Genomic DNA, 18,718 nt, shown 5'->3' with positions numbered 1-18,718 from the left:
ATATTTCAATCTTCTCTTTTTATTTTTTTCATATATATGTATATAAACAAACTAGGAACTAAAAAACAAGCAAACATAATAAGTCCTGTCATACTAATTTCCTTTATCGAAATATCTGGTGTTACAACGATACAAATAGCTAAAATCCCAATAATAATACCCACCGGAATGAATAATAGCTTCATAAAATAACGACGCGACACTCCGCCCGTATGCTCATACACTTCCACTGAATTTTTCAGATTTAAAAAGTTAATAATTATTATCCCGCCCATAAATACCATTAATAAATCCGAAACACTTTCATATCCTGCCCCTTGCAAGACATAGCGGTAAAAGACGATAGCTAGTATGACGATATTTTGTAAGATGAAAGCTAATCTAATATGTTTTAACCCTTCAATCATTAAACGTTCATCTTTCACGATTTTCATCCTACCACTCCTTTTCCTCCCAAAACAAATCATTCAACGTTTTATCTACTGCATAACAAATTTTTAAACATAAATCTAAAGATGGATTGTATTTCCCCTTCTCAATTAAACTAATCGTTTGCCTTGTAACGCCTACTTTTTCTGCTAATTGTTGCTGTGTTAAATCTAACTGAACACGCGCGACTTTTATTTTACTTACAGCCATTCATGTTCCTCCTTCACCCTTATTGTAACATATATATTCCATTACGTAATTTATATTTTACGAAACCAATTAAGTTTTCACCTTATCTGAATTGGTGTGGGCTAATACACAGTGAGGACATCCCCTACTGCCTATAGTTTCACTTTATTATACACAAAAAGGGAGCCTCTCATAAGAAGGCCCTCTCCTATATTTATATTATAAGAATAAATGACATCCAAATAAGAATGCAAATAAGTATAGTAATGGATGTACTTCCATCCCTTTACCCTTCACAATTTTCAAGACTGGATATACTAAAAATCCAATTGCGATTCCATTTGCAATACTAGATGTTAACGGAATACCTATAAAAATTAAAAATGCTGGTAACGTATCTTCAAATTCATTCCAATTAATATCTCGAATGCTTTGCGCCATTAAACTACCTACTATAATTAATGAAGGAGCTGTAATAGCGGCTACACTTGATAGAGAAGCAATAACAGGACTAAAAAATGCCGTTATAATTGTTAGACCAACAACTACAATCCCTGTTAATCCAGTTTTACCACCTGCAGCAATACCTGCTGACGATTCAATCGTCGCTGCTGTTGGGCTTGTTCCAAAGATAGAACCTGTAGTCCCGCCAATTGCATCCGCAATAAACGCTTTACCAAAACGCTTCTCTGTATTGTCTGTAATTAAACCTGCTTGTTTAATTAAACCGAGTAATGCACCTGTTGTATCGAATAAAAGTACAAGTAAAAATGAAAATACAACGCCGTATAATCCGTATTCAATTACATCTGAAAAGGCATTGATTGGGTTTGAAACGATGATACCCTCTGGTAAATGAGGCATCGCCACAATTTTATCAGCAAACTTCAATTGCCCTGTAAAGAAGGCAATAATTCCTGTCACAATCATACTAATAAATAATGCACCGCTCACACGCAATGTCATTAATACCGCCGCTAATATTAAACCAATTAAAGTTAAAATAACAGCTGGAGAATGAAAATCACCAATCGTAACTAAATTAGACGGATGATCCACGATAATTCCAGAAAGGCGCAATCCAATAAAAGCAATAAATAGTCCAATTCCACCTGCAATTGCATGCTTTAAACTATCAGGAATTGCTAAAATTAACTTTTGCCTAAACGAAGTAAAAGATAATAAAAGAAAAATAATCCCCGTTACAAATACAGCTGAAAAGGCAACTACATATGTAATCCCTTCTGCCTTCTGTACAACAGAATAAGCAAAATATGCATTCATTCCCATAGCTGGAGCAATAACAATCGGGTAATTCGCGAAAATCGCCATACCTACTGTTCCAACAACGGTTGCAATAATTGTTGCTGTAAACGCTTGGTCAAATGGTACACCTGCATCAGATAATATTTTTGGATTGATGACAAGAATATACGCAAATGTAAAAAAAGTTGTGATGCCAGCTAAAAACTCTTGCTTCACAGAAGTGTTATATTTTTGTAATTGAAACATGCTTATGTACCCTTCCTACACCTGAATTATTATCACACATTCTTTTTCTTACTAGTATGCGAGAAAATATAATACTTAATCTTAACAATCAATAAAAAGAAGAGTCAATATATTCCCTAATAGTTCGAATTTTAAGTTTAAGTCTGACAAGTACAGATGTAGTACAGTTCATTATGATTATTTTTGTAGCATAACAGATAGAAATGTTTTATAATTTGAAATAGTTAAATATTTAGTAAACGCATTCAAATATCGTTCACTCTACAAGGGGGATTCTTCTTATGCAGCACACAAACAAATCTGGAACTTTAAATCGTGGTTTAAAAGAACGACATATTACTTTAATGTCACTGGGCTCAGCTATTGGCGTTGGGCTATTTTTAGGATCCGCTTCCGCCATTAAACTAGCAGGTCCTTCTATTTTGCTAGGCTATATGATTGCCGGTCTCGTTATTTTTTTCATTATGCGAGCGCTTGGGGAAATGGCAATTGAACAACCTGTTGCTGGTTCTTTTAGTAAATATGCATATGATTATATTGGACCACTCGCTGGTTATATTACTGGTTGGAATTACTGGTTCTTATGGGTTGTTACTTGTATGGCTGAAATTACAGCAGCTGGCATTTACATGCAGTACTGGTTCCCTGATATCCCGCGCTGGACTTGGGCATTACTTGCTCTATTATTAATGAGCGCTTTTAACTTCTTATCGGTAAAAGTATTTGGAGAACTTGAGTTTTGGTTTGCTCTCATTAAAATTGTCACAATTATCTGTATGATAGTGGTCGGAGCTGGTATTATTTTATTCGGATTCGGAAACGGTGGTATCGCTACTGGTATTTCAAATCTTTGGTCACATGGTGGCTGGTTCCCAAATGGATTTTCTGGGTTACTACTCTCCATGCAGATGGTACTATTCGCTTATTTAGGCGTTGAATTAATCGGTGTTACAGCTGGTGAGGCTCAAAATCCGAAGAAAACACTCGCAAAGGCAATTGATAACGTATTTTGGAGAATTCTACTCTTTTACGTTGGGGCATTATTCGTTATGATGGCAATTTATCCATGGAACGAACTTGGTGAGAAAGGCAGTCCATTTGTATTAACATTCCAGCAAATTGGTATCGCAAAAGCAGCAGGTATTATTAACTTTGTCGTATTAACAGCAGCTCTTTCTTCTTGTAACGGTGGTTTATTTAGTACAGGCCGTATGCTATATACATTAGCTCAGCAGAAAAAAGCTCCTGAAAGATTTGGTCGTTTAAATAAAAATGGCATTCCAAGCCAAGGAATTGTAGCAACTGCTATCGTTTTACTAATTGGTGTTATATTAAACTATCTTGTACCTGCAAAGGTATTTACATGGCTTACTAGCATTTCAACTTTCGGTGCAATTTGGACTTGGGGCATTATATTAGTCGCTCAAATTAAATTCCGTAAAAGCTTGCCTACTCAAAATAAACAAAAGTTATCATATAAAATGCCTTTATACCCATTAAGCTCATATTTCTCACTTGCCTTCCTTGCACTAGTCTTATGTATAATGGCATATTCAGAAGATACACGAATTGCATTGATTGTCGGCCCAATTTGGCTTATCGGCTTAGCAATCGTATATTACATGAAAGGGTTTCATAAGATTGATGAAACACCTAACTCAAAAATTAGTTAAGCAAAACATCCCTTCCTTATTACTTGGAAGGGATGTTTTTATATCTATATAAATATTTCTCAACAAAATTCACGGTATTTTTACAATTTTTTAATATTTTTTATGTTTTCCGTCTTTATTTTTACAGAAAAATAAATTACATTATTAAAGCACATATATTTATTATTAGGGGGATTCTTCTATGAAGAATAAAAAATGGATTACATTTTCTTTAGCAACAGCAATTACACTAAGTATAGGGACCTCGTTCATACCGTCTACTTATGCCGAAAGCTCTGTAGACCCAGCTCCTGAAATTGCTGCAAAAGTTGTAAATCAAAACAATGGGAAGAAAGTATTATTTGATAATACACACGGTCAAACTGCTGGGACAGCTGACTGGGTTATTGACGGCGGCTTTTCTGACTTCGGAAACGGCATTGCAAAAAACGGATATCACGTAAAGGAACTTCGTAAATCAACACCTATTACGTACGAAGATTTAAAAGATTACAATGTATTTATCGTTCCAGAAGCTAATATTCCTTACAAAAAATCTGAGCAGGACGCTATGTTACAATATGTAAAAAATGGTGGTAGTATCTTCTTTATTGCTGATCATTACAATGCAGATCGTAATAAAAATCGCTGGGACTCTTCTGAAGTATTTAATGGATATAGACGCGGTGCTTGGGATAATCCAGCAAAAGGAATGTCTAATGAAGAAGCAAATTCACAAGCTATGCAAGGAGTAGAAAGCTCTGATTGGCTCTCTGACAACTTCGGTATTCGCTTCCGCTACAATGCACTTGGTGATGTTTCAGCGAAAACAATTGTATCACCTGAACAATCTTTCGGAATTACAAAAGGTGTTTCGTCTGTAGCAATGCATGCTGGTTCTACTCTAGCAATTACAAACCCAAAACTAGCAAAAGGACTTGTTTACCTTCCAGAAAATCCATCAAAATGGAATAACGCTGTTGATAGTGGCGTTTATAATGGCGGTGGTATTGCAGAAGGCCCATATGCTGCAATTGCAAAAGTAGGACTTGGAAAAGCTGCCTTTATTGGTGACTCTTCTCCTGTTGAAGATGCTACGCCAAAGTACGTTCGTGAAGATTCTGGCCAAACAAAGAAAACTTACGATGGTTATAAAGAAGAAAACGATGCTATCTTATTAGAAAACATCGTAAATTGGTTATCGAATAAAGAGACATTTACAAGTTTAGATCAAGTAAATGGTTTACAACTTGATTCACCTACAGCTCTACAGACATTTGAACAGCCAAGCTTATCAACAGAACCACAACCTGAACCTTGGGGTGCACCAAATGCAGGTTATCAATGGTTTAATACAAATACTTTCAAACCAGGTTCATACGGTTATAATGGTGCGGTAACAACAAGCGACTACGTCGTTACACACCCTAGCATTCTACCAAACAATGAAATTTTCCAAATGAAGATTCAAGTAAACAACTTACTACCTAATACAACTTATAACAACTATTCTTTAGGTATCTTCACTACTGGAGGAACACAAGTGGCTAAAGTACAAAATGCAAACGGCACTTGGCCATCTACTTTTGGATATAGTAGTGCATTTTCTTTCACAACAAACAGCTTAGGCTCTGCTGAGAAAGTTGTAAATGTACAGATTGATTCAAATACAATTGGACAAGCAACGCTTCGTCTACGCCAAAATACAACAACGAAATATAATGAAACTGTAACAATTAATAAGAAATAATAAAAAAGGCAATCCATACATGGATTGCCTTCTTCTCACTTCTCTTCCTTCGAGAAAAACATTCTTGAAATAACGATACCTATACTACCGACGATTAGGAATAACACTGCCCTAATCATCATCGATACCTCTGGTAAGTCAAGTAAGAATAACTTCCCTACCGTTACGACTAAAACGACTAAACCAGCATATAATATTTCATTCATATTTCTATTTCTTCCAAACCAAACCGCAAATAATGCATATACCATCCATAATAACGATACTGATACACTAATTACGCTTCCATCTGTAGATAAAACTTCACCGATTCTCGTAATTGTAATAAATACAATTATCATAAACCAATAGAGCACTATAGAATACATATATTTGCCGAAGCTCGCTAATACTTCTTTCGCTTCTCTCATGCAATAATAGAACGTTCCTATTAAAATAAGATGAGCAACAAAGCCTGCCGAAATAAATTGATCAAACGGGCTAAAAATAGTCTGTATCATTCCAATTGCGTAAACCGTCGCACTAACATACAATTTTATCTGTTGTTTTACTTTAATAGAAGTGACCATGCCGAGGAAACCTTGTAATAATAGTACAATCGCTGCATTCACTAAACTATACTCATATAAAATTGCTAAACTAAATGCTCCCATTACGAAACCAAATAAGAGATTTGTAAATGTAGAATGTCTATTTTTCCTATATTCAAATACGAACATAGCGGCATGCACGATTGCACTAATAATTAATCCCCATGTTGTAAAATCAGGTATTTTTGAAATAGCTAGTATAAAGAACACTGCATTTGCACTAAATATCGCCAAACGTGGTTCTAGTATAAAACTTCTCTCCGTAAACATATGCCAAAATAATAGTAAATGAATCAAACCATATACAATCGTTAACTGTATTTGCAAGTTCTCTACTAACATTGACATAACAGCAAAGAAAACGAAAAGGACAATGGCAGCAACAGCGTAAGAAATCATATATAAGTATTTATAACGATTTTTCAACGCATACCATAATAAACTAAGTGTTAATACTGTCTCATATCCAAAGAAAATATAAGGATTAGGAGTCGTACTATTTAACAAGAATGGTACGAAGAACGCTCCGACCGCTACGAAAATAGTGAGATATTCCGATTGATATCTTTTCGCTAAATAAATACCTAAAATAACCCATGCAATATTACAGAGAAACGCGACACTTGCCGGAATAAATCCATATAAATAATGTGCTGCAAACGTTGTTAGAACAATCCCGGTAATACTTCCTCCAGCTAATACTAACCCTAACGCCTGCCGCTCTCTTTTAATTTGAATATCTCCTATATAATACAATCCGATAGATAATACGATACCAAACACAATTCGTATCGCTGGTGTTAATAAGCCAGCATCTACCCCTGCTTTAAATAACCAGATCACTCCAAGCAACATAATACCGACAAATACACGCGGTAACCATGTTTGACAAAACTTAATAATATTAAATGGCTCTGGTTTAAAAGCAGATATATCTACTTGTTTTACCTGACGTTCTTGCAAAGGCTCTTTTATCTTAACTATTTCTTCTTTTGGATTTTCCTCCATTACCGTTTCAATATATTCTTTCTTGTTCTTACTAACATGTTGCTGAGCGTTTTCTACTTCTATTTCCCTTTGCTTCACTTTTAATTCAGCAAGTGCTTCTTGAATTGTTTCAATTGCCGTTTCGAGTGCTTCTATTTTCTTATCCAAATCCTTCTTCATACGCTCCCCCCTTATTCGTAACTCTCATTAAACCTATATATTACCAATTATCTTTATCATACTCTTAGTCTATTCATTTTCAATAGTATTTTTCCAAAAAAAGAAAGGTGTCTTCCCAAAATAGGAAAACACCTTTTTACTCATTTATTCTTATTTAGAAAAATGCTAACGATAAAACCAAGACACATGCCTACAATAGCTGGAACAATCCACCCAACACCTTCTGTATAAAACGGGATGTATTTTAATGCTGACGTCCACTGATTCATCATTACATTTTTATTTAAAATATCAATTGCACTAAATATCGCTACAACCAAAACAGTTACTGCATATACGTATGCATACTTTCCAATATACTGATGGAATAACCCTAGAATAATAAGCGTTAACGCAATTGGATAAATAAATCCAAGAATTGGTACTGATACTTTTAAAATTTGCGTTAACCCTAAATTAGCTAAAATCATACTAACAACGCTTACTATAAATGCCCACAATTTATAAGATACTTTCGGAAATGCACTCGCAAAAAATTGACTACACGACGTAACAAGTCCAATTGAAACACATAAACACGCGATAGTAAAAATAAGACCTAATAAAACGACTCCACCCTGTCCAAATAATGTAATCATAACTTGTGCTAACACTTTCGCACCGTTATCAAATGTTCCTAATGAGCCACTAATTGCCCCCACATATCCAAGGATGACATAAATAATCGATAATAATAGTCCTGCCCCAATTCCAGCAATACTCATATATTTCGCTAAACCTTTATCATCTTCAATACCCTTTGCACGTAATGCATTTGCAATAACAATTCCAAAGATTAAAGCAGCTAACGCATCCATTGTTAAATATCCATCTAAAAACCCTTGAAACATAGGAGCTTGTCCATAGTTCCCTATTGGTTCTTTCATATCTCCTACCGTTGTAAACATACTCTTTATAAAAATGAGTGCAATCATACATAATAATAACGGCGTCAAGACTTTTCCAAACAACCCCATTAATTTAGATGGAGATAAACTTAACCAGTAAACAATACTAAAGAAAATAACTGTGTAAAACAATAATAATCCGTTTCCTGCTTCAGGGAATAACTGACCTGGCCCCATTTCAAAAGCTAAACTTCCCGCACGTGGTATACCAAGCCCAGGTCCAATAAATACATACACGATACATGGAAAAATAATTGCAAATGAAGAATGAACCCTACCCGCTAACGTTTGAAAACTTCCTGCTTTTGCAATAGAGATAACACCTAATATAGGAAGACCTGTTGCTGATATAATAAACCCTACTAATGAAATCCAAACATGTTCTCCTGCTTCATATCCAAGGAAAGGTGGAAATATCAAATTCCCTGCTCCAAAGAACATAGAGAATAACATAAGGCTAATAAGTAAAATTTCTTTTTTCTGTAACAATTTCATTTCTTTCTCCTTCTTTAATTTCATCTTTTATGAAATCAATTTCACATATAAAAAAGTACAATAACCCGCTTCCTTACAAAGAAAACATAGTCCATAGTCTATCACAAAAGAAACACCCATTCTATAGCTATTCCTCTTTTCCAATTTCTTCTGAAAAATCAACCTTTATTGACTTATAATAGTTAATAAGGTAAAATATTAAATGTACAAAATTATTAACTTTGTTTTTGTTTGTGTCAGGAGGAAAATAACATGGAATCAGCGATACAACTAGAAAGAGAACAACAAAGAAAAAAGAAACATCCTCCAGGTTTATACTTACTCTTCTTTACAGAAATGTGGGAAAGATTTAGTTACTATGGATTACGAGGATTATTAACATTATATTTAACGACAGCTTTAGTAAGCGGTGGTCTTGGGTTTAGTCCCGCATGGGCACTCTCTATTTACGGATTTTATACTGGAGCCTGTTATTTCACACCAATGATTGGTGGATACTTAACAGACCGTTTTCTAGGTAGACGAAAAGCAATCACAATTGGTGGTATAACAATGGCAATCGGTAACCTTACACTATTTGCCTTGCAAAACCAATTAGGCCTATACCTCGGATTAGCGCTTATTATTATAGGTAACGGATTCTTCAAACCCAACATCTCTACACTGGTTGGAGAATTATACGAAGAGAACGATCCAAAACGTGATAGTGCATTTACCATTTTCTATATGGGTATTAACGTCGGGTCATTTTTAGCTCCACTCGTTTGCGGATTTTTATCAGAAAATTTATTCAAAACAACAGTTGATGGCGTTGTACATTACGGATTCCGTTACGGTTTCTTAGCCGCTTCAATCGGAATGATCATTGGACAAATTTTATTTACAACACTATCAAATCGCTTCCTTGGTAATATCGGTAAAAAACCAACTCGCGATTTACAAACAGCTGCTGGACAACCATCAGTAGGAGATACACCGTTAACAAAAAAAGAAAAACAACGTACCGCAGTTATCGTCATTTTAACATGCTTCGTTGTCTTCTTCTGGGCTGGCTTTGAACAAGCTGGTAGCTCATTAACATTATATACAAACAAATTTGTAGACCGCTCTGTGTTCGGATGGGAAGTTCCAACATCTTGGTTCCAATCGGTCAATCCATTATTTATTATTTTACTTGCTCCAGTCATTTCTGCATTATGGGCAAAACTTGCAACTCGCAATCAGGGTGATTTAAAAATCCCAACTAAAATGGGACTTGGTATGATCTTACTCGGTATCGGTTATATCATTCTCGTTATCGCTACATTAAAAACAGGTAGTGATGAACATAACATTACAGAAAAAGCAAACTTACTGTTTATCGTCTTTACGTATCTTTTCCATACGTTAGGTGAGCTATTCTTATCACCTGTCGGACTATCAATGGTTAGTGCGCTTGCTCCGGTAAAATTAGCATCTTTATTAATGGGTGTATGGCTAGCAAGTTCAGGTATCGCCAACATTTTAGGCGGACAACTTGCAAGCTTCACAACTTCACTTGGATACGCTGAAGTATTCACAGTTATTGGCGCTGTAGCAATTGTATTAGGCTGTGTTTTATTATTAATTTCTAAGAAATTAGTGAAATGGATGGATTAAAAAAGATGAGGAATTTCTCCTCATCTTTTTTATGCTGTTTTACCTTTTTCTATTGCTTGTTCGTACAGCTCTTTATGTTCTTTATATTCACTTGGTACGAAACTCTTATAGAAGAATGAGAACCAGCTGTCTCCTTTTTTATACCCTTCTTCTCGAATTTCCGCTGCTTTTTTATTCGATTTAAATCCTTCAGTAAACCATTTCTTTAACAATTCATTTCGTTCATACTTAGCAGGAACTTTTAAATCATAGTTTTCAAATGCATACTTATAGCCAGCCTTTTCTACTGCCTTTTTTGTAGACTTATAGCCTTTTTCATACGCTGTTTCATATGCCTTCACGTATACTTCTTTCTCTCTATTTCCAGGATTCTTTTCAGCTAGTTCTTTCCCTGTCTTTTCCCCTAATTTAGCTTGCTCTTTTTCAATTTTTTCTGTTCTTTCTTTATTCCCTACTTTGAATCCGTCTGCAAAGTTTACCTTAAACTCTGGAGCAACTTGACTATCGTCCATTGTCTCTTGTGCTAAACCTTGTTCTTTTCCTTTTTCAAAATGCGTTTTCTTCTGCTCTTCTAAAGACCATGCGGCTACATAAGTCGCTTTAAACGCTTGTTTATATGCATCAGATTTTCCAGCTACATGCACTTCTGCATCATTTTTTCCTGCTTTAAAATCAGTTTCTCCATTCTTTTGACCTTCAAGTTGACCTTTTTCCATATCAGCTTGGCGCTGCGCTTCCTCTTGCTTACGTGCCTCTTCAGCTTTTCTTTGTTCCTCGGCTACACGTTGTCTCTCTTCTTCAGCTTTACGCTGTGCTTCTGCAGCACGTTGTTTTTCAGCCTCAGTATTGCGCTGTGCTTCTGCTTGTCTCTCAGCTTCTACAGCACTATTATTATTCTGACTAGGAGCTGGGCTCGTTGCGCCACTACTAGAAGCTGGTTTATTGTGATAATGATATTCCCCGTACTGTAATCCCCACTTCTCACAATTTGTACGACACGTATGTCCGCCATTAGCATCTGTACGCCCTGGATGCGCATAAGCTGAAATTGGAGCTACCAATAACGCTATACTCGTTGTTAAAAGAAGTTTCTTCACCTGTTGTCTCACTCTTGTTCCTCCCAAAATATAGAATTCTAAATTTATTATACATAAATAGAAGAATAATTAAATACAAACCGAAATATTCTATTATTTCTCAACATTAGTAAAAAAGAAGGGGAACTCTTTAAAGAGTTCCCCTTCTTTTTTACTTCTTCGCCTTCGTTCCTACTAAATCACCAGCAACAACATAACGCTTAGAATTGTCCTTTACAGATACACATGTAATAAGCGTTATCTCATCTTTCCCATGATCCTCTACAACTTCCCACTTATCAGGAGTCACTTCAGATACACCAGTAACCGCATACTCATATTCATTTTCATTGTTATACAAATAAATTTTATGGCCTTTTTTCAAAGAAGCTATATCACTAAATAAAACACCTTTTTTAGACATATTATGTCCTGCTAATGCGTAATTTCCTTTTCCCATAACTTGATTCTCTTTTACTGTCGCTGCACCTGATAATAAGTTTTTTTCAGTAGAAGCTTTTAAAACAGGCAGTTCTACTGAAACACTTGGAATCGAAATACGACCAATTACTTGTTTCTTATCTAATGATGCATTCGCTACTTCCGCCAAGTCTGGTTGATTAATTTTGGAAGCATCTACAAATTCCGTCTCATGCTTTTCATAATCCATCTTTTGAACAGCCTGCACATTTTCAGTCTGTTTCTTTTCAGCCTGATATCCATCATAAAATGGCTTTCCAATTAACACGCCACCTACAACAAATAGCAGAATTGCTACTATACTATAAATTCTTTGCTTATTCATACACAGTTCCTTTCCCTTACAAAATCTTACTCTATATAAAATGATAAAATAATATCGTCATATGTACAAGTATTAGCTGAAAAGAAACCTTCTTGCCGGTGCAAGAAGGTTTCTTTTTAAGCTAATTTATTTCTGTATAGTGATACGTGAAATACTGTCATTTGAATAAAGAAAATAGAAAATAGAATATATAATGGGTATCCAGGAAGATATTCATTAATAATAGGCGAAAAAGTTAAAAATCCAACTGCACAAGGTAACACAAACCATAACGATACAAATGTTGTTCGGCAAGCTTTATCCGTAATCGCTTTTTCACGTTCATCTTCTAGCGGAAATAATAATGGATACATCCAAAAAGATAAATTCTTATATTTTTTCTTTTGAATTCTATAAAAAATTGTAACTATAATTGCTCCAATAAATAATAAAATGAATGGTACTCCATTAAACCATACTTCAAATGGGAATTTCTCGTTTTTAATTATATCTGCTAACTCTGTAATAACACTATAAAATTCAACAAATGTCCAACATGCTAGTGCAGTATAGAGTACATTTATAATATAAGAAAAAACAATTCTATTCATCCTCTTCTCCCTCCTTATTTAAAACAAACACATCTTCCATCTTTAACTGGAACACATCACAAATCGTAAGTGCTAATAACAACGAAGGAACGTAATCCCCTTTTTCAATTGCTGCAATTGTTTGTCTCGTTACTCCAACCTTTTCTGCTAATACGCTTTGCGTAAAGTTAAAACGAGCTCTTAATTCTTTTACTCTGTTTAAAATGGTCAAATTTACCACCTCTCACCATTATTGTATGCTATCCTTAACAAAATGTAAACTCAACTTAACATTATTATTATAAAAAAATCCAACTCTACGTATTGTAAAGTTGGATTACTTGTTAGTTTAGAATTTTAACTTTAACTGTTCTTCTACCCCAGTCATTAGCTTGAGCTGAATTTGGCATTAATAGATCAATGATATGCCCTTTTATTGCACTACCAGTATCTCCAGCAATTGCTGTCCCATATCCTTCTACATATACAGTAGAACCTAATGGGATAACAGATGGATCTACAGCAATTAATTTCATGTTTGGATTTGCAGTTAAATTATGTCCTAACTTAGATTTTACAGTTTCACCCGGTTTATAGCCGTTTTCAGATGGGTCAGCTGTATAAGCGGTTGCTGTTACGTAAAATTCTTTTCCACCTTGAGTTGGTTTCGTATCAGGCTTAGACTGTGTTTCTGTATTTTTTGCTACAGGTTCAGCTGGTTTACTAGCTTTTTCCTGCTTTTGCTTTTCAGCAATTTCTGCTTGTGCTTTCGCTAAAGCTTCTTGCTCTGCTTTTGCAGCTGCTTCTGCTTTTGCACGCTCTTCCGCTGCGATTCTTGCTGCTTCTTGCTCACGAGCAATCGTTTCTTGTACTGTCTTCATATTTGATTCAATTTTAGCTTTTTCTTCCGCTGCTAAATTAAGTTGACTTGCAACTTCATTATATTTAGCTTGAACTGTTTGTAAGTTATCTTGACGCTTTTTCAAGTTATCTTGCAGTTCAGCTTGCGCTTTTGCTAATTTTTGTTTGTCTACTACTAAAGATGCTTCTTTTTCGTCAATTGTTTTCTTATCTTCTTCAATTTGACGAAGATCTTGTTCTTGTAGACGTAAAATTTCTTTATCAGCTTCTAGAATAGTAGAAACTGCGTTCATACGTTGTAAGAAGTCTGCAAAGTTTTTTGATTCTACTACAACTTCTACTACTAAACTTGTATTTGAACTGTTTTGAACAGAAACCATACGTTTTCTCATAATATCTTTACGAGCAAGGACTTTATCCTCCAAAACGACAATTTCTTGCTTTTTTTGCTCAATCTGCTTATGTGTTTCATCGATTTTACGTTGAATAGCAGCTTGATCCTCTTTATTTTTTGCAATTGTATTATTTAAATTATGTAGTTCGTTTTCGATACCTTTAATTTCTTTACTAACAGCTTGCTTCTCTTGCTCTTTCTTTTGCATTTCTGCATCGTTTTGTTGCAATTGCTGTTGCATGTTGTTAAGTTTCTCGTCGTTTGACTCTGCTTTAACAGCGACTGTACTAGAAAGACCGATAATTCCTGCTAATACTAGACAGCTGATTCGCTTAAAATAGTTCATAATCCGACTCCCTTCTTATACAGTTATACATGATTTATTTTACAGTTTGTTTACAAAACGATTAAATACAGTTTATTTTTCGTGACGAAAAAAAGAGAATTATGAATAAAATGTAATAGATTCTTAAATATTTAACAATTCCTATATTTAAAAAATACAAAAGATGCTAAAATCCAAATATAGAGAAAATATAACTTTCGAAGGCGGTTGAAATAAATACATGTTTACTCAAAAAAAATCACTCCAACATACAATTGCTCAATTAGAAGAGCGTATACAAGAATTAGAAGCAGAATTAAAACAAAAAGATATTGAAAAGCAAGAGACTATTTCTACTATCCACGATCGTGTACAAAGCGTTGTACAAGAGCATCAACTTGTAAATAACCAACACAATACACTTCAAAATTTAGTTCAACAGTTAAGTTCATGTTTCGAAAATGTTTCAACACGTACGACACATTCCAATGAGTTAAATAATGAAATGTTACAAAAGGAACAAAGCTTAATTCAGTCTATTGCAGAAATTATTGACTGCTCTAATGAAGGAAAAGAATCCGTTCACCGCTTACTTATTGTAATTAATAAATTAGGTGAACAATCTCAACGCACGTCTAATAGTATGAATCATCTAAGCGAACGTTCAAAGGAAATCGAGCAAATTGTAGAAGTCATTCAAAACATTGCAGCACAAACAAATTTACTTGCATTAAATGCGAGTATTGAAGCCGCGCGTGCTGGAGAGCACGGTAAAGGATTCGCTGTCGTTGCCAATGAAGTAAGAAAACTAGCGGAAAGTACAGCAGAAAGTACAAAAAACATCGGCAACTTAACGAAAAAAATTCAAGAAGAAATTGAAAAAGCATATGATAACACAAAAGATAATTTACATTTAGTCGATGAAGGTGTAGAAATGAGCGCCGATACAAATGCTAGAATTGAAAATATTTTAGTTATGATTCAAACGTTACAAAATGGTGCTACAAATGTTATTAAGGCTATCGAAAACCAAAAGTCTTGTAATGATGACATATTACGAGAATTTGCTAACACACAACAAATGTTCCATAAATTAAATACTACTATTATGAATCATATTCATGATGCTGAAAAAGTCGATGTTCAATTGTCTAAAAGTCTTCAAGGAACAGTGACTTCTTAATTAAAATTAAGAATCCCTTATACTGCTATAAGGGATTTTTATTTTATTTTGAATATTTATTTCTTTTCAATATTCATCCATATCTTTGTTATAATGGAAAAGTTGTTTCTTTCAACTAATAAACAAGGAGGTTATTATGGAACAATTTTACTACGTTTTAAAATATTTAATTCTCGGTCTGTTCCAAGGACTAACAGAACCAATTCCGATTTCTTCAAGTGGTCATCTCGTTTTAGCACAACATTTGCTAGGACTAAAAATAGAAGGGTTTAGCTTCGAACTACTTGTTAATTCAGCTTCATTATTAGCTGTATTACTTATTTATAGAAATGATTTAATTCGTCTAACGAAGAATGGTCTCTCTTATATATTTACAAGAGCAGAAGACGCAAAATCAGATTTCTTCTTTATTATTTATCTTGTTATTGCAACCATTCCAGCAGGTGTTATTGGTGTTTTATTTAAAGATTACATCGATCAGTACTTAAAAGGTGTGAAGATGGTTGGGGTTTCCCTTCTTATTACTGCTGTCGGCCTTTGGATTATTAGAAATTTACGCGGTCGTAAAAATGATGGCGACCTTTCTATGAAAGATGCAATCATCGTCGGATTAGCACAAGCTTGTGCACTGATTCCCGGAATAAGCCGATCTGGTGCCACAATCGTAGCAGCAATGTTACTTGGTATGAAGCAAGAAACAGCTCTTCGCTTCTCATTCTTACTATACATTCCTGTTAGCTTAGGTGGCTTATTGTTAAGCATTACAGACATTGCAAATGATCCAAATCTAGACACATTATTCGTACCATATGTCGTTGCATTCATCGCAACATTTATCATGACGTATATTTCACTAAAATGGTTTATGAACATTATGGCAAAAGGAAATTTAAAATATTTCTCTTTCTATTGTATTATCGTAGGTGTACTTACTCTTATTTTCTTATAAAGTAAAACTTACAAATTAAAAGCGAGTCATCTAGTGTAATAGAATGGCTCGCTTTTTTATACCTTTATTAAGTTAAAACCTGTTATTTACTTATAATTTTCTGAATAGTATAATATTTATAAAATTCACTATTACAGTAATTCTATCTTTCCTACTATTATCGTAAAAGAGGTGTTTATATGTTTATAGTTACTAAACTCATTCACATTAAGTACGAATATGAAAATGAGCTACTTTATGGGCTTAAACAATATTATCCTTCCCCCGGAACGAACGGTTGTATTAACATAGAGTTTTCACCTGTTCATCGTACAAATGATAAGGCAGAGTATATGATTCGTATGTTATGGAAAACACAACAAGATTACCATACATGGCTTTCTCAAAAAGAAGGCAATGAAACTTTGAAGCACAAAATACAAGGCTATATCCTTTCTTCCAAATCAAATGCTACCTATGTGCATTAATCCTTCTCTTTTTATTCCTTACGAGGGCCAAAATGATAAAGTTAAATTAATCAGCCCTCATCAATTGGGCTGTTCACAAATAACGAGATAAGGACCCTCTTACTTTTCATACTGTAAGAGGGCTTCTCTTATGCATACACTTTCTTCTCTTGACAATACAAACGAATAACATGTTTATTTTGTTGAAATACATCATGCGTCAGCCGAATAATAATAAAGTTTCGTTTTGTTTGATCATCATGAACAAAAATCTGTTCTCCCTCCTGAAAACGCCATGCACTTTCAAAAGTCGTAATATGATCCCCACTTACAGAAAAAAGTTCATATCGCATCTCTTGTACCCTCTCTCAACTTATATAATCACAATATCCTTATATTAAATTTATTATAACTTAATCTCTATCAAATTAGTAATTTTTTCTATTTCGAAAGGTTTTAACTTTGTATTTAAATATTTTTAGCGCTATAATGATAAACGAATTTTTATTGAAAGGAGTTTTACTTTGACTGCATATTTATTTCCAGTGAAAACAGCATTTATTTTATTTCCTTTTTTAGCAATGTTTCTTTTAATCCCTTTTTTAATATTTAATTATCGAAAATACGGTTATTTAAATAAATGGCGCTCATTTATTTTATACTCATTATTACTTTACTTATTAAATGCCTATTTTCTTGTTATTTTGCCGTTGCCACAAACGTTTGATACTTGTAGCCTACAACCGGCTAATACACAACACATGCAACTCGCACCATTTTATTTCATACAAGAGATTAGTAGTCATACATCGGCAGTTTTAACGAAACCAGCTACTTATTTCTACTTATTAAAAGAGTCTGCGTTTTTACAAGTTGCCTTTAACGTTCTATTAACTGTTCCATTCGGTATTTACTTACGTTATTATTTCCGACGTAGTTTCTTACAAACAATTTGCATTTCCTTTTTCCTTTCACTATTTTTCGAGCTAACACAAGTGACTGGATTATACGGTATATACAATTGTGCATACCGATTATTTGATATCGATGATTTGTTTTTAAATACATTAGGTGGCGTAATTGGTTTTATCATTGCACCAATATTTACGTACTTCCTTCCGAAGACAAACGAGTTAGATAGTCATATTGATTTGGAAACGAAACCAGTCGGATTCATTCGTCGCCTTATCGCGATGCAAATTGATTGGATTTTCTTATCTATCGTCGTACCTGTCGTTAAAAACAAAGGAAATTCTTTCTTCGTTTCTAATATGCAATCTTACACCAATATGTATGAACTCATTTTCATTACGTGTTCAATCCTTATTTACTTTATTATTATTCCATACTTTACTAACGGAAAAACAATTGGGAAAGCATTGCTTCGCATTCACGTGAAAGGAAAATCAAATCGTATTACATTAAAAGAACTATTTATTCGCTACGGTATATTTTATTTTGCATTAGGTGGAATCAATTATATTCTTTCTAGTAGCTCTATTTTAAATCACACAGAGCCTTTAGTATTACTCGTTACATTGTTATTCTTATTCATCATTAACGGCCTATTTATTATTCATGTTTTACTACATGTATTTAGCCGGGATAAACTACTATTTTATGAACATATTAGTCATACAAGAAATGCAATTACACTAAAAAAAGCTGACAAATAATTATTTGTCAGCTTTTTCATATACATAATGTGAAACTTTAATCAGCCCTCCCCAACCGGGCGGTT

Annotated in this window: 17 protein-coding genes and 1 pseudogene; 7 read left to right on the top strand and 11 right to left on the bottom strand. The window is 34.1% G+C overall.

The features are described 5' to 3' along the window. Positions 1–5: 5 nt before the first annotated feature. The 3 genes from N2V80_RS03525 to N2V80_RS03515 form a co-directional block, all read right to left on the bottom strand. A complete protein-coding gene (locus tag N2V80_RS03525) occupies positions 6–434 on the bottom strand; it encodes a hypothetical protein (RefSeq protein ID WP_000706629.1) in 429 nt (142 codons plus the stop codon). 1 nt (position 435) lies between these two features. After that, positions 436–639 (bottom strand): helix-turn-helix transcriptional regulator, encoded by a 204-nt coding sequence (locus N2V80_RS03520; protein ID WP_000301183.1) that lies wholly within the window; start codon positions 637–639, stop codon positions 436–438. 198 nt (positions 640–837) lie between these two features. Then, the gene (locus N2V80_RS03515) at positions 838–2,130 is read right to left on the bottom strand and encodes an NCS2 family permease (RefSeq protein WP_061655605.1); all 1,293 of its coding nucleotides are present in this window, start codon (positions 2,128–2,130) and stop codon (positions 838–840) included. Positions 2,131–2,411: 281 nt separating this feature from the next. Here N2V80_RS03515 and N2V80_RS03510 point away from each other — a divergent pair, with 281 nt between their 5' ends. Both N2V80_RS03510 and N2V80_RS03505 read left to right on the top strand, forming a co-directional pair. Then, positions 2,412–3,803, top strand: coding sequence for an amino acid permease (locus N2V80_RS03510; RefSeq protein WP_001164895.1), 1,392 nt, complete (start codon positions 2,412–2,414; stop codon positions 3,801–3,803). Positions 3,804–3,984: 181 nt separating this feature from the next. Next, a complete protein-coding gene (locus N2V80_RS03505; protein WP_000791508.1) occupies positions 3,985–5,532 on the top strand; it encodes a DNA-binding protein in 1,548 nt (515 codons plus the stop codon). A gap of 35 nt (positions 5,533–5,567) precedes the next feature. Here N2V80_RS03505 and N2V80_RS03500 read toward each other — a convergent pair whose 3' ends face one another. Then, entirely contained in the window at positions 5,568–7,289 is a 1,722-nt protein-coding gene (locus N2V80_RS03500) for a DUF2339 domain-containing protein (protein WP_061655604.1), read from the bottom strand. A gap of 140 nt (positions 7,290–7,429) precedes the next feature. Beyond that, a complete protein-coding gene (brnQ1, locus tag N2V80_RS03495; RefSeq protein WP_000771689.1) occupies positions 7,430–8,731 on the bottom strand; it encodes a branched-chain amino acid transport system II carrier protein BrnQ1 in 1,302 nt (433 codons plus the stop codon). A gap of 252 nt (positions 8,732–8,983) precedes the next feature. On the opposite strand from brnQ1, the gene N2V80_RS03490 reads away from it, so the two are divergent. Continuing rightward, positions 8,984–10,369 (top strand): peptide MFS transporter, encoded by a 1,386-nt coding sequence (locus N2V80_RS03490; protein WP_061655603.1) that lies wholly within the window; start codon positions 8,984–8,986, stop codon positions 10,367–10,369. A gap of 29 nt (positions 10,370–10,398) precedes the next feature. Here the strand turns inward: N2V80_RS03490 and N2V80_RS03485 are convergent, their stop codons facing one another. From N2V80_RS03485 to N2V80_RS03465, 5 genes are all read right to left on the bottom strand, one after another. Beyond that, the gene (locus N2V80_RS03485) at positions 10,399–11,478 is read right to left on the bottom strand and encodes a YHYH domain-containing protein (RefSeq protein WP_048568083.1); all 1,080 of its coding nucleotides are present in this window, start codon (positions 11,476–11,478) and stop codon (positions 10,399–10,401) included. A gap of 139 nt (positions 11,479–11,617) precedes the next feature. Beyond that, on the bottom strand, positions 11,618–12,250 hold the full coding sequence (locus N2V80_RS03480) for a class A sortase (RefSeq protein ID WP_061655602.1): 633 nt from the start codon (positions 12,248–12,250) through the stop codon (positions 11,618–11,620). A gap of 116 nt (positions 12,251–12,366) precedes the next feature. Continuing rightward, complete coding sequence (locus tag N2V80_RS03475; protein ID WP_001080043.1) at positions 12,367–12,840, bottom strand: hypothetical protein; 474 nt, start codon at positions 12,838–12,840, stop codon at positions 12,367–12,369. Continuing rightward, the gene (locus tag N2V80_RS03470; RefSeq protein WP_000154019.1) at positions 12,833–13,051 is read right to left on the bottom strand and encodes a helix-turn-helix transcriptional regulator; all 219 of its coding nucleotides are present in this window, start codon (positions 13,049–13,051) and stop codon (positions 12,833–12,835) included. The genes N2V80_RS03475 and N2V80_RS03470 overlap by 8 nt, the downstream gene beginning before the upstream one ends. Before the next feature lie 112 nt (positions 13,052–13,163). Next, positions 13,164–14,420 (bottom strand): 3D domain-containing protein, encoded by a 1,257-nt coding sequence (locus tag N2V80_RS03465; protein WP_001105785.1) that lies wholly within the window; start codon positions 14,418–14,420, stop codon positions 13,164–13,166. A gap of 631 nt (positions 14,421–15,051) precedes the next feature. Here N2V80_RS03465 and N2V80_RS30470 point away from each other — a divergent pair. The 3 genes and pseudogenes from N2V80_RS30470 to N2V80_RS03450 all read left to right on the top strand — a co-directional run. Continuing rightward, positions 15,052–15,582: pseudogene (locus N2V80_RS30470) on the top strand (methyl-accepting chemotaxis protein); the annotation flags it as partial. Between the two features lie 136 nt (positions 15,583–15,718). Then, positions 15,719–16,531 carry an undecaprenyl-diphosphate phosphatase gene (locus N2V80_RS03455; protein WP_000434796.1) on the top strand — a complete coding sequence of 271 codons (813 nt, stop codon included), beginning with the start codon at positions 15,719–15,721 and terminating at the stop codon, positions 16,529–16,531. 179 nt (positions 16,532–16,710) lie between these two features. Next, on the top strand, positions 16,711–16,998 hold the full coding sequence (locus tag N2V80_RS03450; protein WP_000471239.1) for a hypothetical protein: 288 nt from the start codon (positions 16,711–16,713) through the stop codon (positions 16,996–16,998). A 128-nt stretch (positions 16,999–17,126) separates the two neighbouring features. Here the strand turns inward: N2V80_RS03450 and N2V80_RS03445 are convergent, their stop codons facing one another. Next, the gene (locus N2V80_RS03445) at positions 17,127–17,330 is read right to left on the bottom strand and encodes a hypothetical protein (RefSeq protein WP_001268332.1); all 204 of its coding nucleotides are present in this window, start codon (positions 17,328–17,330) and stop codon (positions 17,127–17,129) included. A gap of 171 nt (positions 17,331–17,501) precedes the next feature. On the opposite strand from N2V80_RS03445, the gene N2V80_RS03440 reads away from it, so the two are divergent. Further along, on the top strand, positions 17,502–18,653 hold the full coding sequence (locus N2V80_RS03440) for a VanZ family protein (protein ID WP_000128013.1): 1,152 nt from the start codon (positions 17,502–17,504) through the stop codon (positions 18,651–18,653). Positions 18,654–18,718: the final 65 nt, after the last annotated feature.

This window comes from Bacillus sp. FSL W8-0640 (assembly GCF_038007725.1).
GTDB lineage: Bacteria > Bacillota > Bacilli > Bacillales > Bacillaceae_G > Bacillus_A > Bacillus_A cereus.
This window is presented reverse-complemented; position numbering and strand designations above follow the sequence as displayed.

Excerpts from the sequence above, each read along its gene's own strand:
- N2V80_RS03525 (WP_000706629.1), bottom strand. The coding sequence starts at position 434 with ATGAAAATCGTGAAAGATGAACGTTTAATGATTGAAGGGTTAAAACAT.
- N2V80_RS03520 (WP_000301183.1), bottom strand. The coding sequence starts at position 639 with ATGGCTGTAAGTAAAATAAAAGTCGCGCGTGTTCAGTTAGATTTAACA.
- N2V80_RS03515 (WP_061655605.1), bottom strand. The coding sequence starts at position 2,130 with ATGTTTCAATTACAAAAATATAACACTTCTGTGAAGCAAGAGTTTTTA.
- N2V80_RS03510 (WP_001164895.1), top strand. The coding sequence starts at position 2,412 with ATGCAGCACACAAACAAATCTGGAACTTTAAATCGTGGTTTAAAAGAA.
- N2V80_RS03505 (WP_000791508.1), top strand. The coding sequence starts at position 3,985 with ATGAAGAATAAAAAATGGATTACATTTTCTTTAGCAACAGCAATTACA.
- N2V80_RS03500 (WP_061655604.1), bottom strand. The coding sequence starts at position 7,289 with ATGAAGAAGGATTTGGATAAGAAAATAGAAGCACTCGAAACGGCAATT.
- brnQ1 (WP_000771689.1), bottom strand. The coding sequence starts at position 8,731 with ATGAAATTGTTACAGAAAAAAGAAATTTTACTTATTAGCCTTATGTTA.
- N2V80_RS03490 (WP_061655603.1), top strand. The coding sequence starts at position 8,984 with ATGGAATCAGCGATACAACTAGAAAGAGAACAACAAAGAAAAAAGAAA.
- N2V80_RS03480 (WP_061655602.1), bottom strand. The coding sequence starts at position 12,250 with ATGAATAAGCAAAGAATTTATAGTATAGTAGCAATTCTGCTATTTGTT.
- N2V80_RS03475 (WP_001080043.1), bottom strand. The coding sequence starts at position 12,840 with ATGAATAGAATTGTTTTTTCTTATATTATAAATGTACTCTATACTGCA.
- N2V80_RS03465 (WP_001105785.1), bottom strand. The coding sequence starts at position 14,420 with ATGAACTATTTTAAGCGAATCAGCTGTCTAGTATTAGCAGGAATTATC.
- N2V80_RS03455 (WP_000434796.1), top strand. The coding sequence starts at position 15,719 with ATGGAACAATTTTACTACGTTTTAAAATATTTAATTCTCGGTCTGTTC.
- N2V80_RS03450 (WP_000471239.1), top strand. The coding sequence starts at position 16,711 with ATGTTTATAGTTACTAAACTCATTCACATTAAGTACGAATATGAAAAT.
- N2V80_RS03445 (WP_001268332.1), bottom strand. The coding sequence starts at position 17,330 with ATGCGATATGAACTTTTTTCTGTAAGTGGGGATCATATTACGACTTTT.